General features: G+C 63.4%; 23 protein-coding genes. 13 read left to right on the top strand and 10 right to left on the bottom strand.

The features are described from left to right. Window positions 1-14: 14 nt before the first annotated feature. Window positions 15-419 carry a cupin domain-containing protein gene (locus LB577_RS07280; RefSeq protein WP_224686169.1) on the bottom strand — a complete coding sequence of 135 codons (405 nt, stop codon included), beginning with the start codon at window positions 417-419 and terminating at the stop codon, window positions 15-17. Between the two features lie 130 nt (window positions 420-549). On the opposite strand from LB577_RS07280, the gene LB577_RS07275 reads away from it, so the two are divergent. The 5 genes from LB577_RS07275 to LB577_RS07255 all read left to right on the top strand — a co-directional run bounded on the left by LB577_RS07275 (window position 550) and on the right by LB577_RS07255 (window position 5,352). Further along, complete coding sequence (locus LB577_RS07275; protein ID WP_224686168.1) at window positions 550-1,341, top strand: ABC transporter ATP-binding protein; 792 nt, start codon at window positions 550-552, stop codon at window positions 1,339-1,341. A gap of 357 nt (window positions 1,342-1,698) precedes the next feature. Next, entirely contained in the window at window positions 1,699-2,577 is an 879-nt protein-coding gene (locus LB577_RS07270; RefSeq protein ID WP_224686198.1) for an ABC transporter permease, read from the top strand. After that, the gene (locus LB577_RS07265; RefSeq protein WP_224686167.1) at window positions 2,574-3,728 is read left to right on the top strand and encodes an ABC transporter permease; all 1,155 of its coding nucleotides are present in this window, start codon (window positions 2,574-2,576) and stop codon (window positions 3,726-3,728) included. The genes LB577_RS07270 and LB577_RS07265 overlap by 4 nt, the downstream gene beginning before the upstream one ends. Window positions 3,729-3,768: 40 nt before the next feature. Then, complete coding sequence (locus LB577_RS07260) at window positions 3,769-4,740, top strand: ABC transporter substrate-binding protein (protein WP_224686166.1); 972 nt, start codon at window positions 3,769-3,771, stop codon at window positions 4,738-4,740. A gap of 171 nt (window positions 4,741-4,911) precedes the next feature. Next, a complete protein-coding gene (locus LB577_RS07255; protein WP_224686165.1) occupies window positions 4,912-5,352 on the top strand; it encodes a CHRD domain-containing protein in 441 nt (146 codons plus the stop codon). 35 nt (window positions 5,353-5,387) lie between these two features. Here LB577_RS07255 and LB577_RS07250 read toward each other — a convergent pair whose 3' ends face one another. The 3 genes from LB577_RS07250 to LB577_RS07240 form a co-directional block, all read right to left on the bottom strand. Beyond that, window positions 5,388-7,037: a thiamine pyrophosphate-binding protein gene (locus LB577_RS07250; RefSeq protein WP_224686164.1), complete on the bottom strand. Its 1,650-nt coding sequence runs from the start codon at window positions 7,035-7,037 to the stop codon at window positions 5,388-5,390. Continuing rightward, window positions 7,034-8,209, bottom strand: coding sequence for a CaiB/BaiF CoA transferase family protein (locus tag LB577_RS07245; RefSeq protein ID WP_224686163.1), 1,176 nt, complete (start codon window positions 8,207-8,209; stop codon window positions 7,034-7,036). The genes LB577_RS07250 and LB577_RS07245 overlap by 4 nt, the downstream gene beginning before the upstream one ends. Before the next feature lie 82 nt (window positions 8,210-8,291). Then, the gene (locus LB577_RS07240) at window positions 8,292-9,224 is read right to left on the bottom strand and encodes an alpha/beta fold hydrolase (protein ID WP_224686162.1); all 933 of its coding nucleotides are present in this window, start codon (window positions 9,222-9,224) and stop codon (window positions 8,292-8,294) included. 188 nt (window positions 9,225-9,412) lie between these two features. Between LB577_RS07240 and LB577_RS07235 the strand changes: the two genes are divergently transcribed. Next, window positions 9,413-10,414 carry a ribonuclease T2 gene (locus LB577_RS07235; protein WP_224686161.1) on the top strand — a complete coding sequence of 334 codons (1,002 nt, stop codon included), beginning with the start codon at window positions 9,413-9,415 and terminating at the stop codon, window positions 10,412-10,414. 46 nt (window positions 10,415-10,460) lie between these two features. On the opposite strand, the gene LB577_RS07230 is transcribed toward LB577_RS07235, so the two are convergent. Then, complete coding sequence (locus tag LB577_RS07230; protein WP_224686160.1) at window positions 10,461-11,747, bottom strand: sensor domain-containing diguanylate cyclase; 1,287 nt, start codon at window positions 11,745-11,747, stop codon at window positions 10,461-10,463. A 243-nt stretch (window positions 11,748-11,990) separates the two neighbouring features. Here LB577_RS07230 and ettA point away from each other — a divergent pair, with 243 nt between their 5' ends. From ettA to LB577_RS07205, 5 genes are all read left to right on the top strand, one after another. After that, the gene (gene ettA, locus LB577_RS07225; protein WP_224686159.1) at window positions 11,991-13,640 is read left to right on the top strand and encodes an energy-dependent translational throttle protein EttA; all 1,650 of its coding nucleotides are present in this window, start codon (window positions 11,991-11,993) and stop codon (window positions 13,638-13,640) included. A 62-nt stretch (window positions 13,641-13,702) separates the two neighbouring features. Further along, window positions 13,703-13,951, top strand: coding sequence for a DUF6290 family protein (locus LB577_RS07220; protein ID WP_023765165.1), 249 nt, complete (start codon window positions 13,703-13,705; stop codon window positions 13,949-13,951). After that, window positions 13,948-14,214 (top strand): type II toxin-antitoxin system RelE family toxin, encoded by a 267-nt coding sequence (locus LB577_RS07215; RefSeq protein WP_023765164.1) that lies wholly within the window; start codon window positions 13,948-13,950, stop codon window positions 14,212-14,214. The genes LB577_RS07220 and LB577_RS07215 overlap by 4 nt, the downstream gene beginning before the upstream one ends. Further along, window positions 14,211-15,005 carry a trans-aconitate 2-methyltransferase gene (gene tam, locus LB577_RS07210; protein ID WP_224686158.1) on the top strand — a complete coding sequence of 265 codons (795 nt, stop codon included), beginning with the start codon at window positions 14,211-14,213 and terminating at the stop codon, window positions 15,003-15,005. Before LB577_RS07215 ends, tam begins: the two co-directional genes overlap by 4 nt. Window positions 15,006-15,161: 156 nt before the next feature. Continuing rightward, window positions 15,162-16,283 carry a beta-ketoacyl-ACP synthase III gene (locus LB577_RS07205; RefSeq protein ID WP_224686157.1) on the top strand — a complete coding sequence of 374 codons (1,122 nt, stop codon included), beginning with the start codon at window positions 15,162-15,164 and terminating at the stop codon, window positions 16,281-16,283. A 21-nt stretch (window positions 16,284-16,304) separates the two neighbouring features. Here LB577_RS07205 and LB577_RS07200 read toward each other — a convergent pair whose 3' ends face one another. The 3 genes from LB577_RS07200 to LB577_RS07190 all read right to left on the bottom strand — a co-directional run bounded on the left by LB577_RS07200 (window position 16,305) and on the right by LB577_RS07190 (window position 17,817). Next, entirely contained in the window at window positions 16,305-16,871 is a 567-nt protein-coding gene (locus LB577_RS07200; protein WP_224686156.1) for a methyltransferase family protein, read from the bottom strand. A gap of 105 nt (window positions 16,872-16,976) precedes the next feature. Then, entirely contained in the window at window positions 16,977-17,375 is a 399-nt protein-coding gene (locus LB577_RS07195; protein ID WP_224686155.1) for a VOC family protein, read from the bottom strand. Window positions 17,376-17,394: 19 nt separating this feature from the next. Further along, the gene (locus LB577_RS07190) at window positions 17,395-17,817 is read right to left on the bottom strand and encodes a hypothetical protein (RefSeq protein ID WP_224686154.1); all 423 of its coding nucleotides are present in this window, start codon (window positions 17,815-17,817) and stop codon (window positions 17,395-17,397) included. A gap of 199 nt (window positions 17,818-18,016) precedes the next feature. On the opposite strand from LB577_RS07190, the gene LB577_RS07185 reads away from it, so the two are divergent. Beyond that, on the top strand, window positions 18,017-18,586 hold the full coding sequence (locus LB577_RS07185; protein ID WP_249490893.1) for a TetR/AcrR family transcriptional regulator: 570 nt from the start codon (window positions 18,017-18,019) through the stop codon (window positions 18,584-18,586). A 4-nt stretch (window positions 18,587-18,590) separates the two neighbouring features. Next, window positions 18,591-19,208 (top strand): MOSC domain-containing protein, encoded by a 618-nt coding sequence (locus tag LB577_RS07180; RefSeq protein WP_224686152.1) that lies wholly within the window; start codon window positions 18,591-18,593, stop codon window positions 19,206-19,208. A 55-nt stretch (window positions 19,209-19,263) separates the two neighbouring features. Here LB577_RS07180 and LB577_RS07175 read toward each other — a convergent pair whose 3' ends face one another. Together LB577_RS07175 and LB577_RS07170 are read right to left on the bottom strand one after the other, a co-directional pair. After that, a complete protein-coding gene (locus LB577_RS07175) occupies window positions 19,264-20,106 on the bottom strand; it encodes an SDR family oxidoreductase (RefSeq protein ID WP_224686151.1) in 843 nt (280 codons plus the stop codon). Between the two features lie 132 nt (window positions 20,107-20,238). Next, on the bottom strand, window positions 20,239-21,201 hold the full coding sequence (locus LB577_RS07170) for a D-amino acid aminotransferase (RefSeq protein WP_224686150.1): 963 nt from the start codon (window positions 21,199-21,201) through the stop codon (window positions 20,239-20,241). Window positions 21,202-21,224: the final 23 nt, after the last annotated feature.

Raw genomic sequence — 21,224 nt, 5'->3', positions numbered from 1 at the left:
CGCTCCCGTCGGCGTCAGGCGACCAGCGCATCCAGTTCCGGCAGCAGGACGACGCTTTCCTGTTCATTGGGATCGGTGTGGGCGATGACGGCCGAAGACGGGGCGTTGCTCAGATTGGCCGGAAGATGCGGCACGCCGGCCGGAATGTAGAAGAGATCGCCGGCCTTGACGACGATGTGATGTTCGAGCCTGTCGCCGTACCAGGTATGGACCTCGCCGGAGAGCACGTAGATCGCCGTTTCATGGTTCTCGTGCAGATGCGCCTTGGCGCGAGCGCCGGGCGGCATGGTGAGCACATGCATGCAGATGCCGGAGGAGCCTACCGACTCCGTTGCAATACCGGCGAAATAGGTCAAACCCTGCTTGCCTTCATAAGTGCTTTCAGGGCGGATAAGATGACAAGTGGGTTTGGGCGACATCGGGGAAACTCCGGGCGTCGATTGAGCGAAACAGGGCCAATGGGACAGGGCGAGTGGAAAACAACATCGCGATAAAAGCAATCGGAATCCGGCCGGCGCCCCTGTGGCGGGAACAGGCAGGCCGCGGCCGATGACAGGGATTTCGCCAGCCGTCGTCGCGGCAAGCAAACTTGGCCTCACTTTCCAGACCAATGACGGACCGGTCCAGGCGCTGTCCAACGTCGACCTGACCATCGGCAAGGGCGAGTTCGTCTCCTTCATCGGGCCGTCGGGCTGCGGCAAGACCACCTTGCTGCGCGTCATCGCGGACCTGGAGAAGCCGACCTCGGGAACGATCTCGGTCAACGGCATGACAGCAGAACAGGCGCGCGAGAAACGCGCCTATGGCTATGTCTTTCAAGCCGCCGCCCTGTTTCCCTGGCGCACCATCGAGCGCAACGTCGCGCTGCCGCTCGAGATCATGGGTCTGTCCAAGGCCGAGCAGGGCGAACGGATCAAGCGGACGCTCGACCTCGTCAACCTCGCGGGTTTCGAGAAGAAATATCCCTGGCAGCTGTCCGGCGGCATGCAGCAGCGCGCCTCGATCGCTCGCGCGTTGGCCTTCGACGCCGACCTGCTTTTGATGGACGAGCCGTTCGGCGCGCTGGACGAGATCGTGCGCGACCACCTCAACGAGCAATTGCTGGAGCTGTGGGGGCGCACCAACAAGACCATCTGCTTCGTTACCCACTCCATTCCCGAAGCCGTCTACCTGTCGACACGGATCGTCGTCATGTCGCCGCGCCCGGGCCGTGTCAGCGACATCATCGAATCGACACTGCCGAAGGAGCGGCCGCTCGACATCCGCGAGACGCCGGAATTCCTGGCAATTGCCGCGCGCGTCCGCGATGGCTTGAGGGCAGGGCACAGCTATGATGATTGAGCGGGCGGGAGATGAGTTCCCTCCTCTCCCCCATGGGGAGAGGGTGGCCGGAGCGAAGCGGAGGTCGGGTGAGGCCAACCACGCCTTCGTCATCCTAGGGCGGAGCCGACGCGAAGCGGCGTGCGCAGACCCTAGGATCCATGCCGTGACGCCGGCCGAAGGGTGCAAGCGGCTGAGAATACCCGCCTCGCAGAGCGAGGCGCAGGGAGCCATATTCCGCGCCGCTGCGGGTCGGACAGGTAACGGCATGGATCCTAGGGTCTGCGCCGCGTCGCTTCGCTCCTTGCTTCGCCCTAGGATGACGAAGAATGGGTGGCATCGCTCTCTCCCGTTGGCGAGAAGAAGGGAATGTCCCTGATGGACACCTTCCGCGACAAGCTCATCCCGGTCACCTCCATCCTCTTGGGCGTGGTCGTGCTCTGGTACGTCTTCGCCGTTATCCTCAACGCGCCGTTCCAGCGCGATCTCGATAGCCGTGCCAACGAAACCCCCGGCACCGTAGAATTCATCGGTAAGACGCTGGCGCAGCCGAAGCCGACGCTGCCGGCGCCGCATCAGGTGGCGGTGAATTTCTTCGAAAACACCTTCCTGCGGCCCATCAATTCGAACCGCAGCCTCGTCTATAATGCCTGGGTGACGCTCTCCTCAACGCTGCTCGGCTTCACCTTCGGCACCGCGCTCGGCATCATCATCGCCGTCGGCATCGTGCATGTGGCGACGCTCGACCGCAGCCTGATGCCGTGGATCATCGCCTCGCAAACGATTCCGATCCTGGCGGTGGCGCCGATGATCATCGTCGTTTTGGCGGCGGTCGGCATCACCGGGCTGATCCCGAAGGCGATGATCTCGACCTATCTGTCCTTCTTTCCGGTGACGGTGGGCATGGTGAAGGGACTGCGCTCGCCCGAGATCATGCATCTCGACCTGATGCACACCTACAATGCCAGTGCCTCGCAGACCTTCTGGAAACTGCGCGTGCCGGCCTCGGTGCCGTTCCTGTTCACCTCGATGAAGGTGGCGGTGGCGGCAAGTCTGGTCGGCGCCATCGTCGGCGAACTGCCGACCGGTGCGGTCGCGGGCATCGGCGCCAAGCTGCTCGCCGGCGCCTATTACAGCCAGTCGATCGACATCTGGTCGGCGCTGGTTGCCGGTTCGATCGTGGCGGCACTTCTGGTCATGGTAGTCGGCATTGCCGGGCGCCTCGTCGACCGCGCCATGGGCGGGAGGTCGGCATGAACTGGCTGAAGCCATCCTGGCAAGCGGTGCTGGCGATCGTGCTGTGCGTAATCGCAGTGGCGCTCGGCGCGATGTCGAAGCCGGAAGCGGCAGCGCTTGCGGACCCGACCGCAAGCGTCAACTATCCCTACCTCGGAACGAAGAGCTTGATGCTCGCCTTGGCCATAGTGGCGGCGCTGATCTCGATGATCAGGATTCCTTCGCTTGCGGAAGCCGTCGTCCTATTTGCCGGTGCCCATCTCGTCGCCTGGTTGCTGATCTCAGGCATTGCAGGTTTTGAAGGCTCGGCACTGGCACCGTACTTTCTGCTGCTCACGGCGGCCTGGTTGCTTGGCTGGCGTTGCGTGGCGGTGTTGTCGGGGCTTCGCCCGATGGCAAATTGGGCCCGTACCGCGCTCCGCCTGATCATTCCGGCCATCTTCGGGGCCTGGATCCTGATTATCTGGGAAGCGGTGACGCGTGGCGCCGGCATTCCCTTCATCCTGCTGCCGCCGCCGAGCGCCATCGGCGCGCGCATCGCCGGTTCGCTGCCGATACTCGGCGCCGACGTCCGGCAGACCATCTTCAAGGCGGTAATCTTCGGCTACGTCGTGGGCAGCGGCGCCGGCTTCATCACCGCGATTCTGGCCGACCGGGTGCCGTTCCTGCGGCGCGGGCTGCTGCCGATCGGCAACATGGTGTCGGCACTGCCGATTATCGGCGTCGCGCCCATCATGGTGATGTGGTTCGGCTTCGACTGGCAGTCCAAGGCGGCTGTCGTCATCATCATGACCTTCTTCCCGATGCTGGTGAACACGGTAGCCGGCCTCGCCGCTTCCGGCCATATGGAGCGCGACCTGATGCGCACCTATGCATCGGGCTATTGGCCGACGCTCATCAAGTTAAGACTGCCGGCCGCAGCACCTTTCATCTTCAACGCGCTGAAGATCAACTCGACGCTGGCGCTGATCGGCGCCATCGTCGCCGAGTTCTTCGGCACGCCTGTCGTCGGCATGGGCTTCCGCATCTCGACCGAGGTCGGGCGGATGAACATCGACATGGTCTGGGCCGAAATCGCAGTTGCAGCACTTGCGGGTTCGGTCTTTTATGGCGTGGTCGCTCTTGTCGAAAGAGCCGTCACGTTTTGGCATCCCTCTGTCCGTGGTGGATAGGGGCGGTGGGTTTAGGGCACTAACTTCAGAGGGTAAAAAAATGAAAAGACTGATTATTCCTGTTCTGGCCGGCGCGATGTCGCTCGCCGCGTTCCAGGCAATGGCCGCCGACAAGGTGACGTTGCAGCTGAAATGGGTCACGCAGGCCCAGTTTGCCGGCTACTATGTCGCCAAGGCCAAGGGTTTCTATGAGGCCGAGGGTCTCGACGTCGACATCAAGCCCGGCGGTCCCGACATCGCTCCCGAGCAGGTGATCGCCGGCGGCGGCGCCGACGTCATCGTCGACTGGATGGGCGGCGCGTTGGCCGCCCGCGAAAAGGGCGTGCCGCTGGTCAACATCGCCCAGCCGTTCAAGAAGGCCGGCATGGAGCTGGTCTGCCCGAAGGACGGTCCGATCAAGACCGAAGCCGACTTCAAGGGCCACACGCTCGGCGTCTGGTTCTTCGGCAACGAATACCCGTTCTACGCCTGGATGAACAAGCTCGGCCTCAAGACCGATGGCGGCCCCGACGGCGTCACCGTTCTCAAGCAGAGTTTCGACGTCCAGCCGCTGATCCAGAAGCAGGCGGACTGCATCTCGGTCATGACCTACAACGAGTACTGGCAGCTGATCGATGCCGGCTACAAGCCGGAACAGCTGACCGTCTTCAATTACTCGGCGATGGGCAACGACCTGCTCGAGGACGGGCTCTATGCCTCGGAAGACAAGCTCAAGGATCCTGCCTTCGAGGACAAGATGGTGCGTTTCGTGCGCGCCTCGATGAAGGGCTGGAAATACGCCATCGACAACAATGACGAAGCCGCAGGCATCGTCATGGACGGCGGCGGCCAGGACGAGAACCACCAGAAGCGCATGATGAGCGAAGTCGCCAAGCTGATCGATAATGCCGATGGCAAGCTCGATCCGGCGACCTACGAGCGCACCGCCAAGGCGCTGCTCGATCAGAAGATCATCACCAAGGAGCCGAAAGGCGCCTACACGACCGCGATCACCGACAAGGCGGTCAAGTAAGCGGCACGATCCGCTTCATGCGAATGCGAAAAGGGGCGGGCGACCGCCCTTTTTTTGCGCGGCCAGTCACAAATGCGTGTGCTGGGAAACATTGCGGCGCCTGGCCGTTAGGTTGAGCATGCGTGCGCCTAGGTCGGTGCGAGGCATGCCAAAGCCAATCGGAGGTTCTTCATGCGCACACAATCTTTTCTGCCAGTGCTTTCGGCGCTGGCCATTTCGACCGCATTCCTGATCTCATCACCGGCCATGGCCGAAACGGTGAAATACAAGGCGACGCTCGACGGCAGCCAGCAGAGCCCGCCCGTCACCACCAAGGGCAAAGGCACCGCCACCCTCACCTTCGACACCACCAAGAAAAAGCTTAGCTGGAACGTCAAATATTCCGGCCTCAGCGGACCGGCTTCGGCCGCGCACATTCATGGCCCGGCCGCGATGGGTGCGAATGCGGACCCCGTCATCCCGTTCAAAAAGCTGAAGAGCCCGATCAAGGGGTCGGCGACGCTCACCGATGCGCAGGCAGCCGACCTGGAGGCCGGCAAATATTACGTCAATGTCCATACCAAGGCTAACCCGGACGGCGAGATCCGCGGGCAGATCGAAAAGGCGATGTAGCGTAGTCGGCGAGAGGCAGCAGGCTGCCTTTCGCCTTAGCTCTTGTCGCGGATCTGCGTCATTGTCCGGGTCGGCGTGATCGCCTCCGGATCGAGCCGGATTTCGACGATCGCCGGCTTGCCGCTGGCGCGGGCACGCTCGAAGGCGGCTGGGAAATCCGCCGTCCTCTCCACCGTCTCGCCATGGCCGCCATAGGCGCGAGCCAAGGCGGCGAAGTCGGGGTTCTTGAGATCGGTGGCGACCACCCGGCCGGGATATTCGCGCTCCTGGTGCATGCGGATGGTGCCGTAAATGCCGTTGTTGACGACGACGACAACGATCGGCAGGTCGTACTGGACCGCGGTGGCGAATTCCTGCCCGTTCATCAGGAAGCAGCCGTCACCGGCGAAGGCGACGACGGTGCGGTCCGGGAACAGATCCTTGGCGGCGACGGCGGCCGGCGTGCCATAGCCCATCGAGCCCGATGTCGGCGCACCCTGAGTGGCGAAGCGGCGGAAGCGGTGGAAGCGATGCACCCAGGTGGCGTAATTGCCGGCGCCATTGGTGAGGATGGCGTCGTCGGGCAGCATCTTCTCCAGACAATTCATGATCGGCCCCATCTGGACCGGGCCGGGGCCGCTTTCCGGCGGTGTCGACCAGTCGAGATACGCGGCGTGCAGTTTGGCGGTTTCATCGGCCCAGGTCGGCGCCGCAGCCGGCTTGCGCCCGGCGAAGGCTTCGACGAAGGCGGAAGGCGAGGCGTTGATTGCCAGTGTCGGCCGGTAGACGCGGCCGAGCTCGCCGGCATCGGCATGGACATGCACCAGTGTCTGGTCGGGGTAGGGGCTTTTCAGCAGCGTGTAGTCGGAGGATGGCATCTCGCCCATGCGACCGCCGATCAGCAGCACGAGGTCGGCCTGCTTGATGGCGGTGGCCAGTTTCGGGTTGATGCCGATGCCGACATCGCCTGCATAGTTCGGATGCAGGTGATCGAACAGCATCTGGCGGCGGAAGGAGCAGCCAACCGGCAGCGACCACGCTTCGGCGATCGCGCGTATCCGTGCCACGGCCTCCGCGTCCCAGCGCGTTCCGCCGAGAATGACGAAGGGGCGCTTGGCTTTGCCCAGCAGTGTTTCCAGCGCACCGAGTTCGGCTTCCCCCGGCCGGGTTTCAACGGGCGTGTGCGGCAAGGCGATGGGCGCTTCGACGACGCTGGTCAGCATGTCCTCGGGCAGCGAGATGACCACCGGGCCCGGACGGCCCGATGTCGCCACCGCGAAGGCGCGGGTGACGAATTCGGGGATGCGCGCGGCATCGTCGATCTCGACCACCCATTTGGCGATGTCACCGAAGAACCTCTTGTAATCCACCTCCTGGAAAGCCTCGCGCTCCTTGGCGTGGCTGGCGACCTGGCCGATGAACAGGATGAGTGGCACCGAATCCTGCATGGCGATGTGGATGCCGGCCGACGCGTTGGTGGCGCCCGGACCGCGGGTGACGAAGCAGATGCCTGGCTTGCCGGTCAGCCGGCCATGGCAGTCGGCCATCATCGCCGCGCCGCCTTCCTGGCGGCAAACGATGGTGCGGATCTTGGAATCATGCAGCGCGTCGAGCACCGCGAGATAGGATTCGCCCGGCACGCAATAGATGCGGTCGGTGCCGTTGGCTTCGAGCGCGTCGACGATGAGTTGTCCGCCGGTCTTCATTTTCCAGACCTCTCCAGTTCGGCAAGGATTTCTTGCGTGTGCTCGCCGAGGCGCGGCGAGGGGCGCTCATAGACGAGCGGTGTGCCGGACATCACCATCGGCGCGCGCACCGAAGGCAGGCGGTTGCCGTGACCGTCGTCGAGGTCGAGCCGCATGCCGCGCGCGATGGTCTGCGGGTCGGCGAACATCTGGCCGATCGTGTTGATCGGGCTCGCCGGCACGCTCGCCGCTTCCAGCTTGGCCAGCAGCGGGTCTCGATCCCAGCTTTTCAGCGCCTCGATCATGTGCTCGCGCAACTTGACCCGGTTGGCGACCCGCGCCGGATTGGTGGCGAAATCGGGATTTGCGGGCAGCTCGTCCAGCCCGACGACCCCACAGAATTTGGCGAACTGGCCGTCATTGCCGACCGCCAGGATGATGTGGCCGTCCCGGACCGGCACCACCTCGTAAGGGGCGATGTTCATATGCGCGTTGCCCATCTGCACCGGCGACTTGCCGGAGACGAGATAATTGAGGTTCTGGTTGCCGAGCGCCGAAATCTGGGTGTCGAACAGCGCCATGTCGATGTGCTGGCCTTCGCCGGTCTGCTCAGCGTGGCGCAGGGCTGCCTGGATGGCGATGACGGAATATAGGCCGGTGAAGATGTCGGAGATGGCGACGCCGGCCTTTTGCGGTTCGCGACCGGCCTCACCGGTGATCGACATCATGCCGGCCATGGCCTGGATGATGAAGTCGTAGCCGGCGCGCGGCGCATACGGCCCATTCTGGCCAAAGCCGGTGATCGAGCAATAGACGAGGCGCGGGTTTGTCTTGCGCAGGCTGTCATAGTCGAGCCCGTATTTCCGGAGCCCGCCGAGCTTGAAGTTCTCGATCAGCACGTCCGAGGTGGCGACCAGCCGGCGCACTGTCTCGGCACCTTCCGGTGTCGAAAAGTCGACGGCGATCGAACGCTTGCCGCGATTGCAGGAATGGTAATAGGCGGCCGACAGGTTTTCGCCGTCATGGCTCATGACGAAGGGCGGTCCCCATTTGCGGGTGTCGTCGCCGCCATCTGGGCTTTCGACCTTGATGACGTCGGCGCCGAGATCGGCGAGCAACTGCCCGGCCCAGGGCCCGGCAAGGATGCGGGCAAGTTCGACGACGCGGACGCCTTTCAGGGGTGGTTCGGCCATAAATCACCAGAATTGGTCGGAACCGCAGCCTCTATCAACACCTTGCGCCGCTGTCACGGCCCTTGCGATGGGCCAAACCCTTTCAAGCCTTCAGCACGCCGTCGGCCCAGGCGGCGAAATCGTCCATGATGGCATCGCGGTTCACCTCGTTCAGGCTTTCGTGGCGCGTGTCGGCGTAAACCTTTGTAACGAGATTCGAAAAGCCCATCCTGCGCATGCGGTTGGCGAGATGGGTGACGCCCTTGCCGTAGTCGGAAGCCGGGTCCTTCTCGCCGCCGACAATGGCGATGGGAAGGTCGCGCCGGATACTGGCAAAGCCGGCATCCTTGCCGCCATTCAGCGCCATCGAGACCACGTCGCGCCACATCGAGACAGAGGCGTCCCAGCCGCACAGCGGGTCGGCGATGTATCTGGCCACCTCGGCCTCGTCGCGCGACAGCCAGTCGAACAGCGTCCGGTGGTTGGGCACCGCCTTGCCCCAGGCCTGGAAGGTGAGTTTCGGCAGCAGGCGCGACGGGACATCCGAGCCCAGCCGCATCCGTTCCCAGGCGAGGATGCCGAGTGCCAGCTGCCCAAGCAGCCGTTGCGAGAAATTGCCGTTCCAGATCGCGGCTGCATGGACGCGCGGCGAATGGGCCAAAAGGTAGTTCAGCGCCACGGACGCGCCCATCGAGTGGCCGAAGAGGAAGACCGGAAGGCTAGGGCATTCGACGGCGATGAGATCGTGGATGGCGTCGACATCGGCGATCACCCTGGAAGGTCCGTCCTTGTCGGCGAATCTGCCGAGCGGCGCGTCGGGTGCCCTGGTCGCGCCATGGCCGCGATGGTCGTGGACATAGGCGTGGAAACCACGCTCGGCGAGGAAGTCGGCGAAACGGGCATAGCGCGCGGCATGCTCGGCCAGCCCGTGATTGATGTGGATGACCGCACGTGGCCGGCCATCGGCCTGCCTGACCAGAAGATTGAGGTCGGCGCCGGTCGGCGAACGAACCAAGCGCTGCTGGCTGAATGGCATGGCCGCCCGGTCCCCCACCCGTGTCATGTCTGTTACAGGACTTTGTTTGCGCCGGTGCCGGTTTTGCGTCAATCCGCCTTGCCTGCTTTCACACGACGATGTTTCTTGCGTTTGGCCAGCAAAATATCGCAATTCTGACATGGAGACAGCTTCAGTCTGTCGCCCACTTCTTCAGCCGGGGATTTCTCATGCGCATTGGTGTCGTTTTCGGATTGGCCTTGCTGGCGGCATCACTGACTGGTGCCGCGCGTGCCGACGTCAAGATGAACGGCACCTTCGTCGCCGATGCCTCCTGTCCGGCGACACAGGCCATCAAGAACGGCAAGAACCCCGGCAACGTGTCGACCGACGCCGGAAAGAGCTACCAGTTGCTTGCCGGCAACAAGGATACGCCGACGCATTATCTGATCCAGGTGCCGGGCGCCGATCCGGAGCGCCGCTGGGTGAAGGTTTCCTGCGGTCATCTCTCGGGCAGCAGTGCCGCGGCGGTGCCGGCGGCACCGGGCGGGCAAGGCAAGCCCTCGGGAAAACCCGAATATGTCTTCGCGCTGAGCTGGCAGCCGGCCTTTTGCGAGACCAAGTCGAGCAAGACCGAATGCAAGGCGCAGAACCCGAACGAATTCGATGCCACCAATTTCACCCTGCACGGCCTGTGGCCGCAGCCCAACGGCAATTTCTATTGCCAGGTGCCGGCGAGCGACAAGGCCAATGACAATCCCGGTCGCTGGAAGGATCTTCCGCCTGTCAATCTGGACGCGGGCACGCGCGCGGAGCTCAACAAGGTCATGCCGGGCACTGCTTCCCAACTCGAGCGGCATGAATGGATCAAGCACGGCACCTGCTACGGCAAGACCCAGCAGGAGTATTTTTCCGACGCGCTCGGCCTGATGCGCGAGGTCAACAGCTCTCCAGTGCGCGATCTCTTCGCCAAGAGCATCGGCGGCAAGCTGACGGCGGACCAGATCCGCGGTGCCTTCGACGCCGCGTTCGGCGCGGGGGCGGGGGACCGCGTGCGCGTCTCCTGCGTCATCGATCCGTCGAGCGGCAGGCGGCTGATCGGCGAACTGACGCTCGGCCTCGCCGGACCGATCGGCCCTGGCAGTTCGCTCAAGGATTTGCTGCTGGCTTCGGTGCCGACCAACAAGGCCGGTTGCCCGACCGGCACCGTCGACGCGATCGGGTACCAGTGACGGGCTGTCCCCGCGCCAGCCGCAGCGAAAATCGTAACAAACTGAGCTAGATCTGGGCGGACCTGGTCCAGGCGACCGCGGTGTCGGGCTCATGGCCGCCCGGCTCGCCGACGATACGGTCGCGCCCGGTCGACTTCGCCTTGTAGAGGCGCTGGTCGGCGAGCGCGAACAGGTCGGCAAGGCAGCGGGTCGTCTCGCCGACGCTGGAAACACCGGCGCTGACGGTCAGTTCGAAGCGGCTGGCGGCCGCCGATGCCTTGACGGCATGACGGATGCTTTCGCCAAACAGCCTGGCGACCGCATGCGGACGCGAGCTCAGGATGGCGAATTCTTCGCCGCCGATCCGGAACACCTGGTCGTCGGCGCTGGCCGCCTCGCGAAGCAAGGTCGCCAGCGCTTTCAGCACCTTGTCGCCCTCGGCGTGGCCGAAGCGGTCGTTGATCGACTTGAAATGGTCGACATCGATGATCAGCAGGCTGAGCGGCCTGGCGGTGCGGAGGCTGACCTCGACGGCGGCCTCGCCATCGGCGTCGAAGCGCCCGCGGTGCAGCAGGCCGGTCAGGCCGTCGCGGCCGACATGCTCGACCAGCGCTTCATAGCGTTCGCGATAGGTCAGCGTGTCGAAAATGTCGGTCAATCCACGCGGAACCGAAATCTCCCGGGCCTCGAACCATCTGAGGTAGGCGACGAGCATGGCGCTGAAGGTCAGCGCCGCCGCCATCTTGGCGAACCAGCCGCCGAAGAAGACCGCGATGGGCGCGCCGGCGACGAAATGCAAAGCGGTGAAGAAGCCGGCCTGGTCGAAGGTCAGCACGCAGGCGACACAAATCAGGATGCGCGCGAACTGCGCCTTGCGCAGGGTGCGTCCAAGCTTTTCATAGAGCAGGATGATCAGGATGGCGTCGATGAACAGCAGCGTCGTGCCCCACACCATCAGCCAGCCCATCTCGTCGATGAAGCCGATATCGGGCAGCCTGCCGTCGGGGAGCGGTGCGATGGCGTGCAGGCGCAAAAGCAGCACCAGCCCGATCATCAGCCCATTGCCGAGCAAAAGGCCGTAGATCGGCTGGCGCACGGTGGCGGCGTCCTCCTTCATATAGAGCAGGAGCAGCATCACCAGCTTGCCCGAAAACAGCACAGCCGAGCCCGGCGAGACCATGCCGAACGGCAAGGCGACGTAAAAGACGCTGGCGAGGTAAGTCTCGAGGAAATGCATGACGCCGAGCGCGCAGACGAAGACGCCAAGGCCAATGCGCTTGCGAAACCGGAAAAGCGTCACCATGACGCTGAAGTAGAGGACCGCCTCGGCAAGGAGCAGGAAACTGTTCAGCACTGCCGTCGATCCGATCTATTTTCCGAAATCGCGGCAAGCCGGCGATTCCCACCGATCCTGTTTTGACGCCGAACGGTTAACCGGAGATTTCAGCGCGACCGGTGGCGGTGCAAAACTTCTCCCTTTCCGCGTGTGGCTTGCCTGATGTGGCAAAAGGATTGCCGTTCGGCCCGGCATCGCCTACATAGCGGCCAACCTCCATTCAATTCGACAAATCCATTCAGTTTTTCAGGGAAAGCGCGCGTGGCACGCCAGTTCATCTATCACATGGCCGGCCTCAACAAGGCCTACGGCACCAAGAAGGTGCTCGAGAATGTTCATCTGTCCTTCTATCCAGATGCCAAGATCGGCATTCTGGGTCCCAACGGCGCCGGCAAGTCAACGATCCTCAAGATCATGGCCGGCATCGACAAGGAGTGGAGCGGCGAGGCGTGGCTTGCCGAAGGCGCCACCGTCGGTTACCTGGCCCAGGAGCCGGCGCTCGACCCGAAGAAGACGGTGTTCGAGAACATCATGGAAGGCGTCGCCGCCAAGACCGCCATCATCGAGCGCTACAACGAATTGATGATGAACTATTCCGACGAGACGGCCGACGAGTCGGCCAAGCTCCAGGACGAGATGGACCGGCTGAACCTGTGGGATCTCGAACAGCAGGTCGAGATGGCCATGGAAGCGCTGGGCTGCCCGCCCAAGGATTCGGAAGTCACCAAGCTTTCGGGCGGCGAGCGCCGCCGCGTCGCGCTCTGCCAGTTGCTGCTGCGCCAGCCCGACCTTCTGCTGCTCGACGAACCGACCAACCATCTCGACGCCGAAACCACGGCGTGGCTGGAAAAGCATCTGCGCGCCTATCCGGGCGCCGTGATGATCATCACCCACGATCGCTATTTCCTCGACAATGTCACCGGCTGGATCCTCGAACTCGATCGCGGCCGCGGCATTCCCTATGAGGGCAACTACACCAAATATCTCGAAGCCAAGGCCAAGCGCCTCAAGCAGGAAGGCCGCGAGGACGATGCCCGCCAGCGCGCCATCGGTCGCGAGCGCGAGTGGATCCAGTCGAGCCCGAAGGCTCGCCAGACCAAGTCCAAGGCGCGTATCCAGGCCTTCCAGGACCTGTTGGATGCAGCCGACAAGCGGCGGCCGAGCGATACCCAGATCGTCATTCCGCACGGTGAGCGGCTCGGCAATGTGGTGATCGAGGTCGACGGCCTGTCCAAGGGTTTTGGCGACACGCTGCTGATCGACGGACTGGAATTCAAGCTGCCGCCAGGCGGCATCGTCGGTGTCATCGGCCCGAACGGCGCCGGCAAGACGACGCTGTTCCGCATGATCACCGGCCAGGAACAGCCCGATGCCGGCACGATCCGCGTCGGCGAGACGGTCAAGCTCGGCTATGTCGACCAGAGCCGCGACGCTCTCGATCCGTCGAAGACCGTCTGGGAAGAAATTTCGGGTGGCGCCGAAGTGGTCAAGCTCGGCAAGTTCGAGGCCAATACCCGTGCCTATTGCGCGTCGTTCAACTTCCGTGGCGGCGACCAGCAGCAGAAGGTCGGCAACCTCTCCGGCGGCCAGCGCAACCGGGTGCATTTGGCCAAGATGCTGAAAACAGGCGGCAATGTTCTGCTGCTCGACGAACCGACCAACGATCTCGATACGGAAACGCTGGCGGCGCTCGAAGACGCGCTGGAAAATTTCGGCGGCTGCGCGGTCATCATCTCGCACGATCGCATGTTCCTCGACCGTCTGGCGACGCACATCCTCGCCTTCGAGGGCGACAGCCATGTCGAATGGTTCGAAGGCAATTTCGAGGATTACGAGCAGGACAAGATCCGCCGGCTCGGCCCCGAAGCCGTCAACCCGCACCGCATGACGTATAAGAGGCTGACGCGGTAAGGGGGCTGGAGATCGTTGCGGGGGATCGTCGTTTGACCTAAATTGGGCTGACGGAGCTTTCCATGATCACAGTCAAACTGCCGCCAAAGACCGAGAAGCTTCTGGCCGACATGGCCAAGGCCAGCGGTCGAACAGCCGATCAGGTCGCAGTCGATGCGATCCTTGAGGCTATTGAGGATTGGCAGGACGCCAAGATCGCGAACGAACGCCTGAAAGATGATGACGGTGTTCGCATTCCGCTGAAGGAGATGATCAGCAAGCTTGAACGTCGTGAAGTCGAGGAGCGCAGGAAGAAGCCTGCCGCTGAATGACTTGGCGCGTCGAGTTCACCCGGCGCGCCGAGAAAGACATCGAGCAGCTTTCGACGAAAGATCAACGGCGCATCCTGGAGTTCTTGAATCAGAGAGTTTCAGCGCATCCCAATCCGAGGGCGCTTGCCAAGCGCCTGACAGCGACCAAGGAAGAGGCTTGGCGCTTTCGCGTCGGTGACTACAGGATCATTGCTCAGTTCCATGACAGCAGACTTGTCGTCCTGGTGGTGGAAGTAGGTAACCGTCGCGAGGTCTATCGATGAACCATACCGCCGCTTCACAAAAGCCCGACTGGTCCGCCGCCCAATATCTGAAATTCGAGGATGAGCGCACGCGGCCAGCGCGGGATCTGGTTGCGCAAGTGCCGGTCGACTTCCCGCGCCGGGTCATCGATATCGGCTGCGGGCCGGGCAACTCGACCGCATTGCTTGTCGAGCGCTGGCCGGACGCCGAGGTGCGCGGCGTCGACACCTCTCCCGACATGATCGAAAAGGCGAGGGCGCGCCTGCCCAACGTGACCTTCGATCTGGCCGATGCCGCGACATGGCAGCCGGCCGAGCCGGTCAACGTCATCTTCGCCAATGCGGTGTTCCAGTGGTTGCCGACGCATCCGGCGGTGTTCCAAGGACTGATGGGTTTTCTGGCGCCCGGCGGCGCGCTGGCTGTGCAGATGCCCGACAATATGGGCGAGGATTCGCATCGTCTGATGCGGGAAACCGCCGCTGAAGTGCCGTTTGCGGCAAAGATAGGAAACGCGGCGCGTGCGCCGCTGCCGCCGGTGTCGTTCTATTACGACCTTTTATCGCCGCACTCCAATCGGCTCGATATCTGGCACACCGTCTACAACCATCCGCTGGCCGATGCCGAGGCGATCGTCGAATGGGTGAAGTCGACCGGGCTGAAGCCGTTCCTCGATCCACTTGAGGCGGACGAGCGCAAGATGTTCCTCGACAGTTACACGGCCAAGATCGCCAAGGCCTATCCGAAGACCGCGAATGGCAAGGTGCTGCTGCGCTTCCCGCGCATCTTCATCGTCGCCAAGCGGGCCGGCTAGGGCTATCCGTAGACCAACACCAAATTGTGGGCCTGTGAAATCGAGCCGGTTTAAGCCGGCGTAAACCCGCCGATGAGAAAAGGGTTGCGGGGGGGCGCCGAGGCGCTTCGGCGCCCACATGAAGCCGCAACGCCTGCGGATGGGACGGACTGAAATATGCATCGCGTCATCATCAGCGGCATCGGCGCTGAAATCCCTGAAGCTGTCATCACGAATGAAGAGCTGGTCGAGAGCTTCAACAGCTGGGTCGATACGGAGAACGCGCGGCGCGAGAGCACCGGCGAGACCTTGCTGCAGAAATCCGACAGCGATTTCATCGTCCATGCCTCCGGCGTGCGCTCCCGTCATGTGATCGAGCGCGAAGGCATCCTAGATCCGACCCGCATGACGCCGCGCATTCCGGCACGTCCGGACGATGCGCTGTCGTTGGAGGCCGAGTTCGGCATCGCCTCGGCCAGGAAGGCACTCGACCATGCCGGGCTGCAGCCATCCGACATCGACCTGATCATCTGTTCGGCCTCGCATCACCAGCGGCCTTATCCGGCGATCGCCATCGAAATGCAGGAGGCCCTGGGTACGAAGGGCGCCGGCTTCGACATGGGGCTTGGCTGTTCGTCCGCCGCGGCGGCGCTTCACATGGCGGTCAATCTGGTGCGCTCGGGCGCGCACAAGCGCATTCTGGTGACCACGCCGGAAATCATCACCGGCCATCTCAATTTCCGCGACCGGCAGACGCACTTCATCTTCGGTGACGCCTCGGTGTCGATGGTGGTGGAGGGGCTTGCCCAGGGCGAGAAGCGGCCGGGACGCTTCGAGGTGCTCGACACCCGCATCTGGACGCAGATGTCGAACAACATCCGCACCAATCTCGGCTATCACACCCGCACCGCCCAGGACGATCCCTACATGATCAACCTGGAAGGCAATTTGATCAAGCAGGTCGGCAACAAGGTGTTCAAGGAAGTCACCGTCGCCGGGCAAAAGTTCATCGTCGAATTCCTGGCCGAGCACGGGCTGACGCCGCAGGCGATCAGGCGCTTCTGGCTGCACCAGGCCAATGCGCGCATGAACGCGATGATTTTGAAGCTGTCCTTCGGCCACGATGTCGATCACGATCGTGCGCCGATGGTGCTGGGGCGGCTGGGCAATACGGCGGGCGCCGGCGCCATCGTGGCGTTGTCGGAGAACCATGCCGACATGAAGCCCGGCGATTTCGGCCTGATCTGCGCGTTTGGCGCGGGCTATTCGATAGGCGGCGCGCTGATCAGGATGCTCTGACGTCTGGGGCGCTCCGCCGCGTCAGGCTGGTGCGAATGGCACCAGCATCGGCACTCGCCCGGCGTAATCGTCATAGGCGGTTCCGAGTTCTGTGCGCAGGAAACGCTCCTCGAGCTTGGCCTTCATGACGATGCCGAGGGTCAAAAGGATGGCGCCGACGACGCCCCAGACGGTGCCTTTCGTCGCCATGGTGGCCAGGATTCCCAGGAGCAGTCCGGTGTAGATCGGGTGGCGAACGAAGCCGTAAGGCCCGGTGTCGATGACGCGGTGCTCGGCCTTGGCGGTGACCGTTCCCGACCACAGCCGGCCAAGATGCAGCCGCGCCCACCATGAGAAGGCGAGGCCGATGGCGATCAGCGCGACGCAGGTCCAGGCCACGGCAAGGTTGGGGAACCACAGGCGAAAACGGCCGACATAGTTATGCGCCGGAATGAACAGCAGAATTGTGCCGAGTATCAGCACCGCGCGGTACGGCGCCTCCGCCTGAAAGCCGGCGCGCTTCATTGCCGGGGCGGCCCAGAACGCCGCGCCGGCCCACGATACCGCCCAGATCAGCCAAAGCAGCGCGATTGCCGTGCCGGGGCGCATCACGAACCTCCGTCAATTTGTCTGGACGTTACCATGAAGGCGGCTCGGCGCGGCAGCAATGCAGCGCTGGTTCCATTTTCAGTAAGAAGATCGTGATCCTCGTCCTCATTCACCCGAACAACTGAACATCCACTGCACGCCGAAGGCATCGACCAGCATGCCGAAAAAGGTTCCCCAATATTGCCTTGCCAGGGGCACGGTGATCCGTCCGCCTACGGCCATGCGGGCGAACAGCTCCCGCATGGCCGCCAGGTCATCGAACTCCAGCATCATGGCGGAGCCTTTCATCGGCTCCGCATCGTCATTGTCGGAGGCATGGAACAGCACGCCCGGGCCTTCGAACCGCGCATGCAGGATTTTTCCGCGCATCGCCTCGGTCCGCACCGGCATGTCGTTGTCGCCCCAGCGCAGCAAGATCGTCCCCCGGCCAAGACCGCACTGTTCGTAGAAGGCCAATGCCGGTTCGCAGCCGGTGGTGAAGAACAGCGAAGGGGAGAGCCGCATCCTACCGCTCCTTGCCAGATCAGTGCGCGGCGGCGGTGGCGGCTGCAATGAGCGCGTCGCCTGAATATTGCCTGTCACCAATGCCCCAGCCGCCGTCGGGCGCGTTGACGATGTTGATCCAGGTGTTTTCAGGCCTGTGGTCCGGCACGCAGAACTCGGCGACAATCGCGGCGGCAGCGGAGATGAAGTCCTTGCGGGCTTCGACCGAGGCCAGGCCGATGTTCGGCAATTTCAGTTCGACCATGACGACCGGCCGATTGGCGCCACCGGCATAGATGTGGTGAGGCGGCAGGATGTGGACCGTGCCGCCGACGATCGCAGTGAAGAAGGAATTGCCGGTGGCACCGGAGGCTTCGATGAGGGCGGCGCTGAGGCGCGGCAGGATTTGGCGCTCTCCGGCCGGGGTCAGTACGCCTTCGGGGGAGGTCACGGTGATTGGCATTTGGGCTCTCCTTTATCCTCGGGTTGCAGGGCCTTGCCGGTCGGGTTGTCTTCACGGCTTGCCATGTTTCGTATCGATTGGTACGTTATGCGTCGGAGATGAGTCAATAGGTTTCGTATCGATCACTATGGATAATTTGGAAAAGCCGCGCGGGGGCAGGCCGCGTGCGTTCAATCCCGATCAGGCACTGGATGCGGCGATGCACCTGTTCTGGGAGCATGGCTACGAGGCGACGTCGCTGGCCATGCTGCGCGAGGCTATGGGGCTGACGCCGCCGCAGATCTACAACGCCTTCACCGACAAAGAGACCTTGTTCCGCAGGGCGCTGACGCGCTACCACCAGACCGAGATCGGCTTTGCGCTGGATGCGCTGAGCGCGCCGGTGCCGACGCGGGAGGCGATCAGGCGGTTGCTGCTCGGCGCGGCGGAGGCCTATTCCAGGCCCGGCAAACCCGGCGGATGCCTGTTTGTCAGCGGTGCGCTGGCGGCCTCGCCGCAAGCGCAAGCCATTGCGGATGAACTCAGGGCCTATCGTAAGGCGAGCGAAGCGGCGATCGCGGAGCGATTGGCCAAGGGCAGGGCGATGGGTGACTTCGCGGAAGCTCTCTCGGTCGAGGGCTTTGCCAAATACCTCGCCGGTGTCATGAACGGCATGTCGATCCAGGCGCGGGATGGCGCATCGGTCGAAGAGTTGCGTATTTTGGCCCAAACCGCTCTTGCGGCTCTGCCGGCCGAAGGGCAAAACCAGGGCGTGTCATCCAAGGACTGAAGCCATGCTGGATCTCTTCCCCGAGGCCGAAAAGCCGGTCGAAATCATCCCGGCAAAGAAGCTTTCCGCACACGCGGCCGCTCTCTATGTAGCGCCGTCAGATCATTTCGAGACGCGTGCGGTGGAGGAGTTGCGGCTGGGCTTCGACGGCATATCGGGTGATTTCCACGCAGGCGCGACGCGACGCTCGGGCGGCCGCGAGCCTTGGTATCCACGCGGCACCGAAATGCGCAACGAACGGCAGCTGTCGATCGTGGCCGTGGACGAACTCGCCATCGTCGCCGAACGGATGGGCTTGGCCCAGATCAAGCCGGAATGGATCGGCGCCAATCTGGTGATCGAAGGCGTACCGCATCTGTCGATGCTGCCGGCCGGCACGCTGCTGTTCTTCAAGGGCGGCGTGACCCTCAAGGTCGACGCACAGAACGGACCGTGCCGCATCGCCGGCAGGTCGATCGCCGAACATGCCGGGATGGCCGACATCGAAGCCGGTGCGCTGCTGTTCCCGAAGGTTGCCAAGCGCCTGCGCGGCGTGGTCGCCTGGGTGGAAAAGCCCGGAACGATCAAGGCCGGCGAGGAGATTTCGGCGCGGGTGCCGGAGCAATGGATCTATCCCACCTAAATCAGATCGGGAACGGTGCGGCTGCGCAGCCAAGGCCGCGCAGCCGAAGACCTGTCTAGGCAGCCTTGCGGTTCTTCTTGGCGCCTTGCGCCATGATGGAAACCTCATCCCACTTTTCCCAAGTGGCGAGGCGGTTGGCGTATTCCTGGCGGATCATCGGCAGGCCGCCGTCGCCGAAGAATACCCTGAGCGGCGGCTCGGCGGCGTCGACGATGGCCAGCATCGCCGGGCCGGTCGCCTCGGGATCGCCGGCAACCGAGTTGGCGCGGCGCTCGGCCATCCTGGCGCGAGCGGGCGCATAGGCTTCGATCGCCTGGGAGACCCTGGCCGACGGGCCGGCCCAGTCGGTGGAAAAACCACCCGGCTCGACCAGCGTGACATGGATGCCGAATTCCGCGACCTCGATGCTCAGCGACTGGCTGAAGGCTTCCAGTGCCCATTTCGAGGCGTGGTAAAGGCCGAGCGAGGCAAAGGCGTTGACGCCGCCGATCGACGAGATCTGGATGATGTGGCCCGACCGCTGCGCCCGCATGATCGGCAGTGCGGCCTGCGTGACCCAGAGCGCGCCGAACACGTTGGTTTCGATCTGGTCGCGGGCTTCCTGCTCGCTGACTTCCTCGATGGCGCCGAAATGGCCGTAGCCTGCGTTGTTGATGACGACGTCAAGCCGGCCAAAGCGCTTGTGCGCTTCGGCAATCGCGGCATCGACGGCTTTCTTGTCGGTGACATCGAGCTTTATCGCGGCGACGTTGTCGCCATATTTCTCGACGAGATCGGCGAGCGTGCCGGCATCGCGGGCCGTTGCGGCAACGCGGTCGCCACGTGCCAACGCGGCCTCGGCCCAGACGCGGCCAAAGCCCTTCGACGATCCGGTGATGAACCAAACCTTGTTTGTCATGATGTGGAATCCTTGCCCCTGCGGGCGCAATTTTCAGGTGAAAGCGGAGGCTTCTCCGCTTTCGGGCATATACGGCCTATCCCGCGATTTTCCAGAGGCGGGGGGAAAACTTTTTGAATGAGATGTCTGGCGTCAGCGATAATTCACCGCACTCGACCACGCCGGATCGTCGTGCTTTTGCCAATAGAGCGCCATCAGCCGGCTAGTGACTGGCCCGACCTTGCCGCCGGCGATCGCCGCGCCGTCGATCTCCGTCACCGGCATGATGCCCCCGGCGGTCGAGGTGATGAAGACCTCGTCGGCTTCGCGCAGCGCGGCGACGCTGACATCGGTGGCCGTCGCGGCGAGACCTGCCTCGGCACAGAGATCGAAGACGGTGCGCCTTGTTATGCCGGGCAGCACGCCGATGGCCGGCGTCGACAATTTGCCGTCCTTGACGCAGAAGACGTTGAAGCCGGGACCCTCGGCGACGTTGCCGTTGAAGTCGAGAACCAATGCAGTCTCGGCGCCCCGGTCGTAGGCATCATAAAGCCCCTGAACCAGGTCGAGCCAGTGGTAATTCTTGATTGCCGGGTCGATCGAGGCCGGCGGAATGCGCACCTTGTCGCTGATGGCGACGCGCAGGCCGCGCCGCAACTGCTCGGCATTGGCGACGGAGCCGAACGGCACGGCGAACGCCATGAAGCGATTGATCGCCTGGCGCGGGTCGCGGCTGAAGGTCGGCGAGGCGCCGCGCGTGCACAGGATTTCGACATAGGCGGCGCGATGGCCCGACAAGGCCACGCAATCGTGCAGGATTTTGGCCACGCCATCGCGGTCGAAGGGTATCGTCATGCGCAGTTTTTCCAGCCCGCCGAAGAAACGATCGAGATGCAGATCAAGGCGGAAGAAGCGGCCGTCCCAGACATGCACCGTGTCGTAGGTGGCGTCGGAATGCAGGAACCCCCAGTCCAGCACCGATACCTTGGCTTGCGACATCGGCAGATACTGGCCGTCGAGGAAGGCGATGCCGTCGGGATAGGAATGCGGGTCAACGTGATGCTCGCTGACCGCAGGCAGCGGCTTTGAATTCTCTATTGCCGTCGTCTGTCGCATCGGGGTCTCCTGTCGCGCAAGGC

Source organism: Mesorhizobium sp. B283B1A (assembly GCF_020165735.1).
Lineage (GTDB): Bacteria > Pseudomonadota > Alphaproteobacteria > Rhizobiales > Rhizobiaceae > Mesorhizobium > Mesorhizobium opportunistum.
The sequence above is the reverse complement of the archived record's forward strand: the minus strand, read 5'-3'. Positions and strand labels throughout refer to the sequence as shown.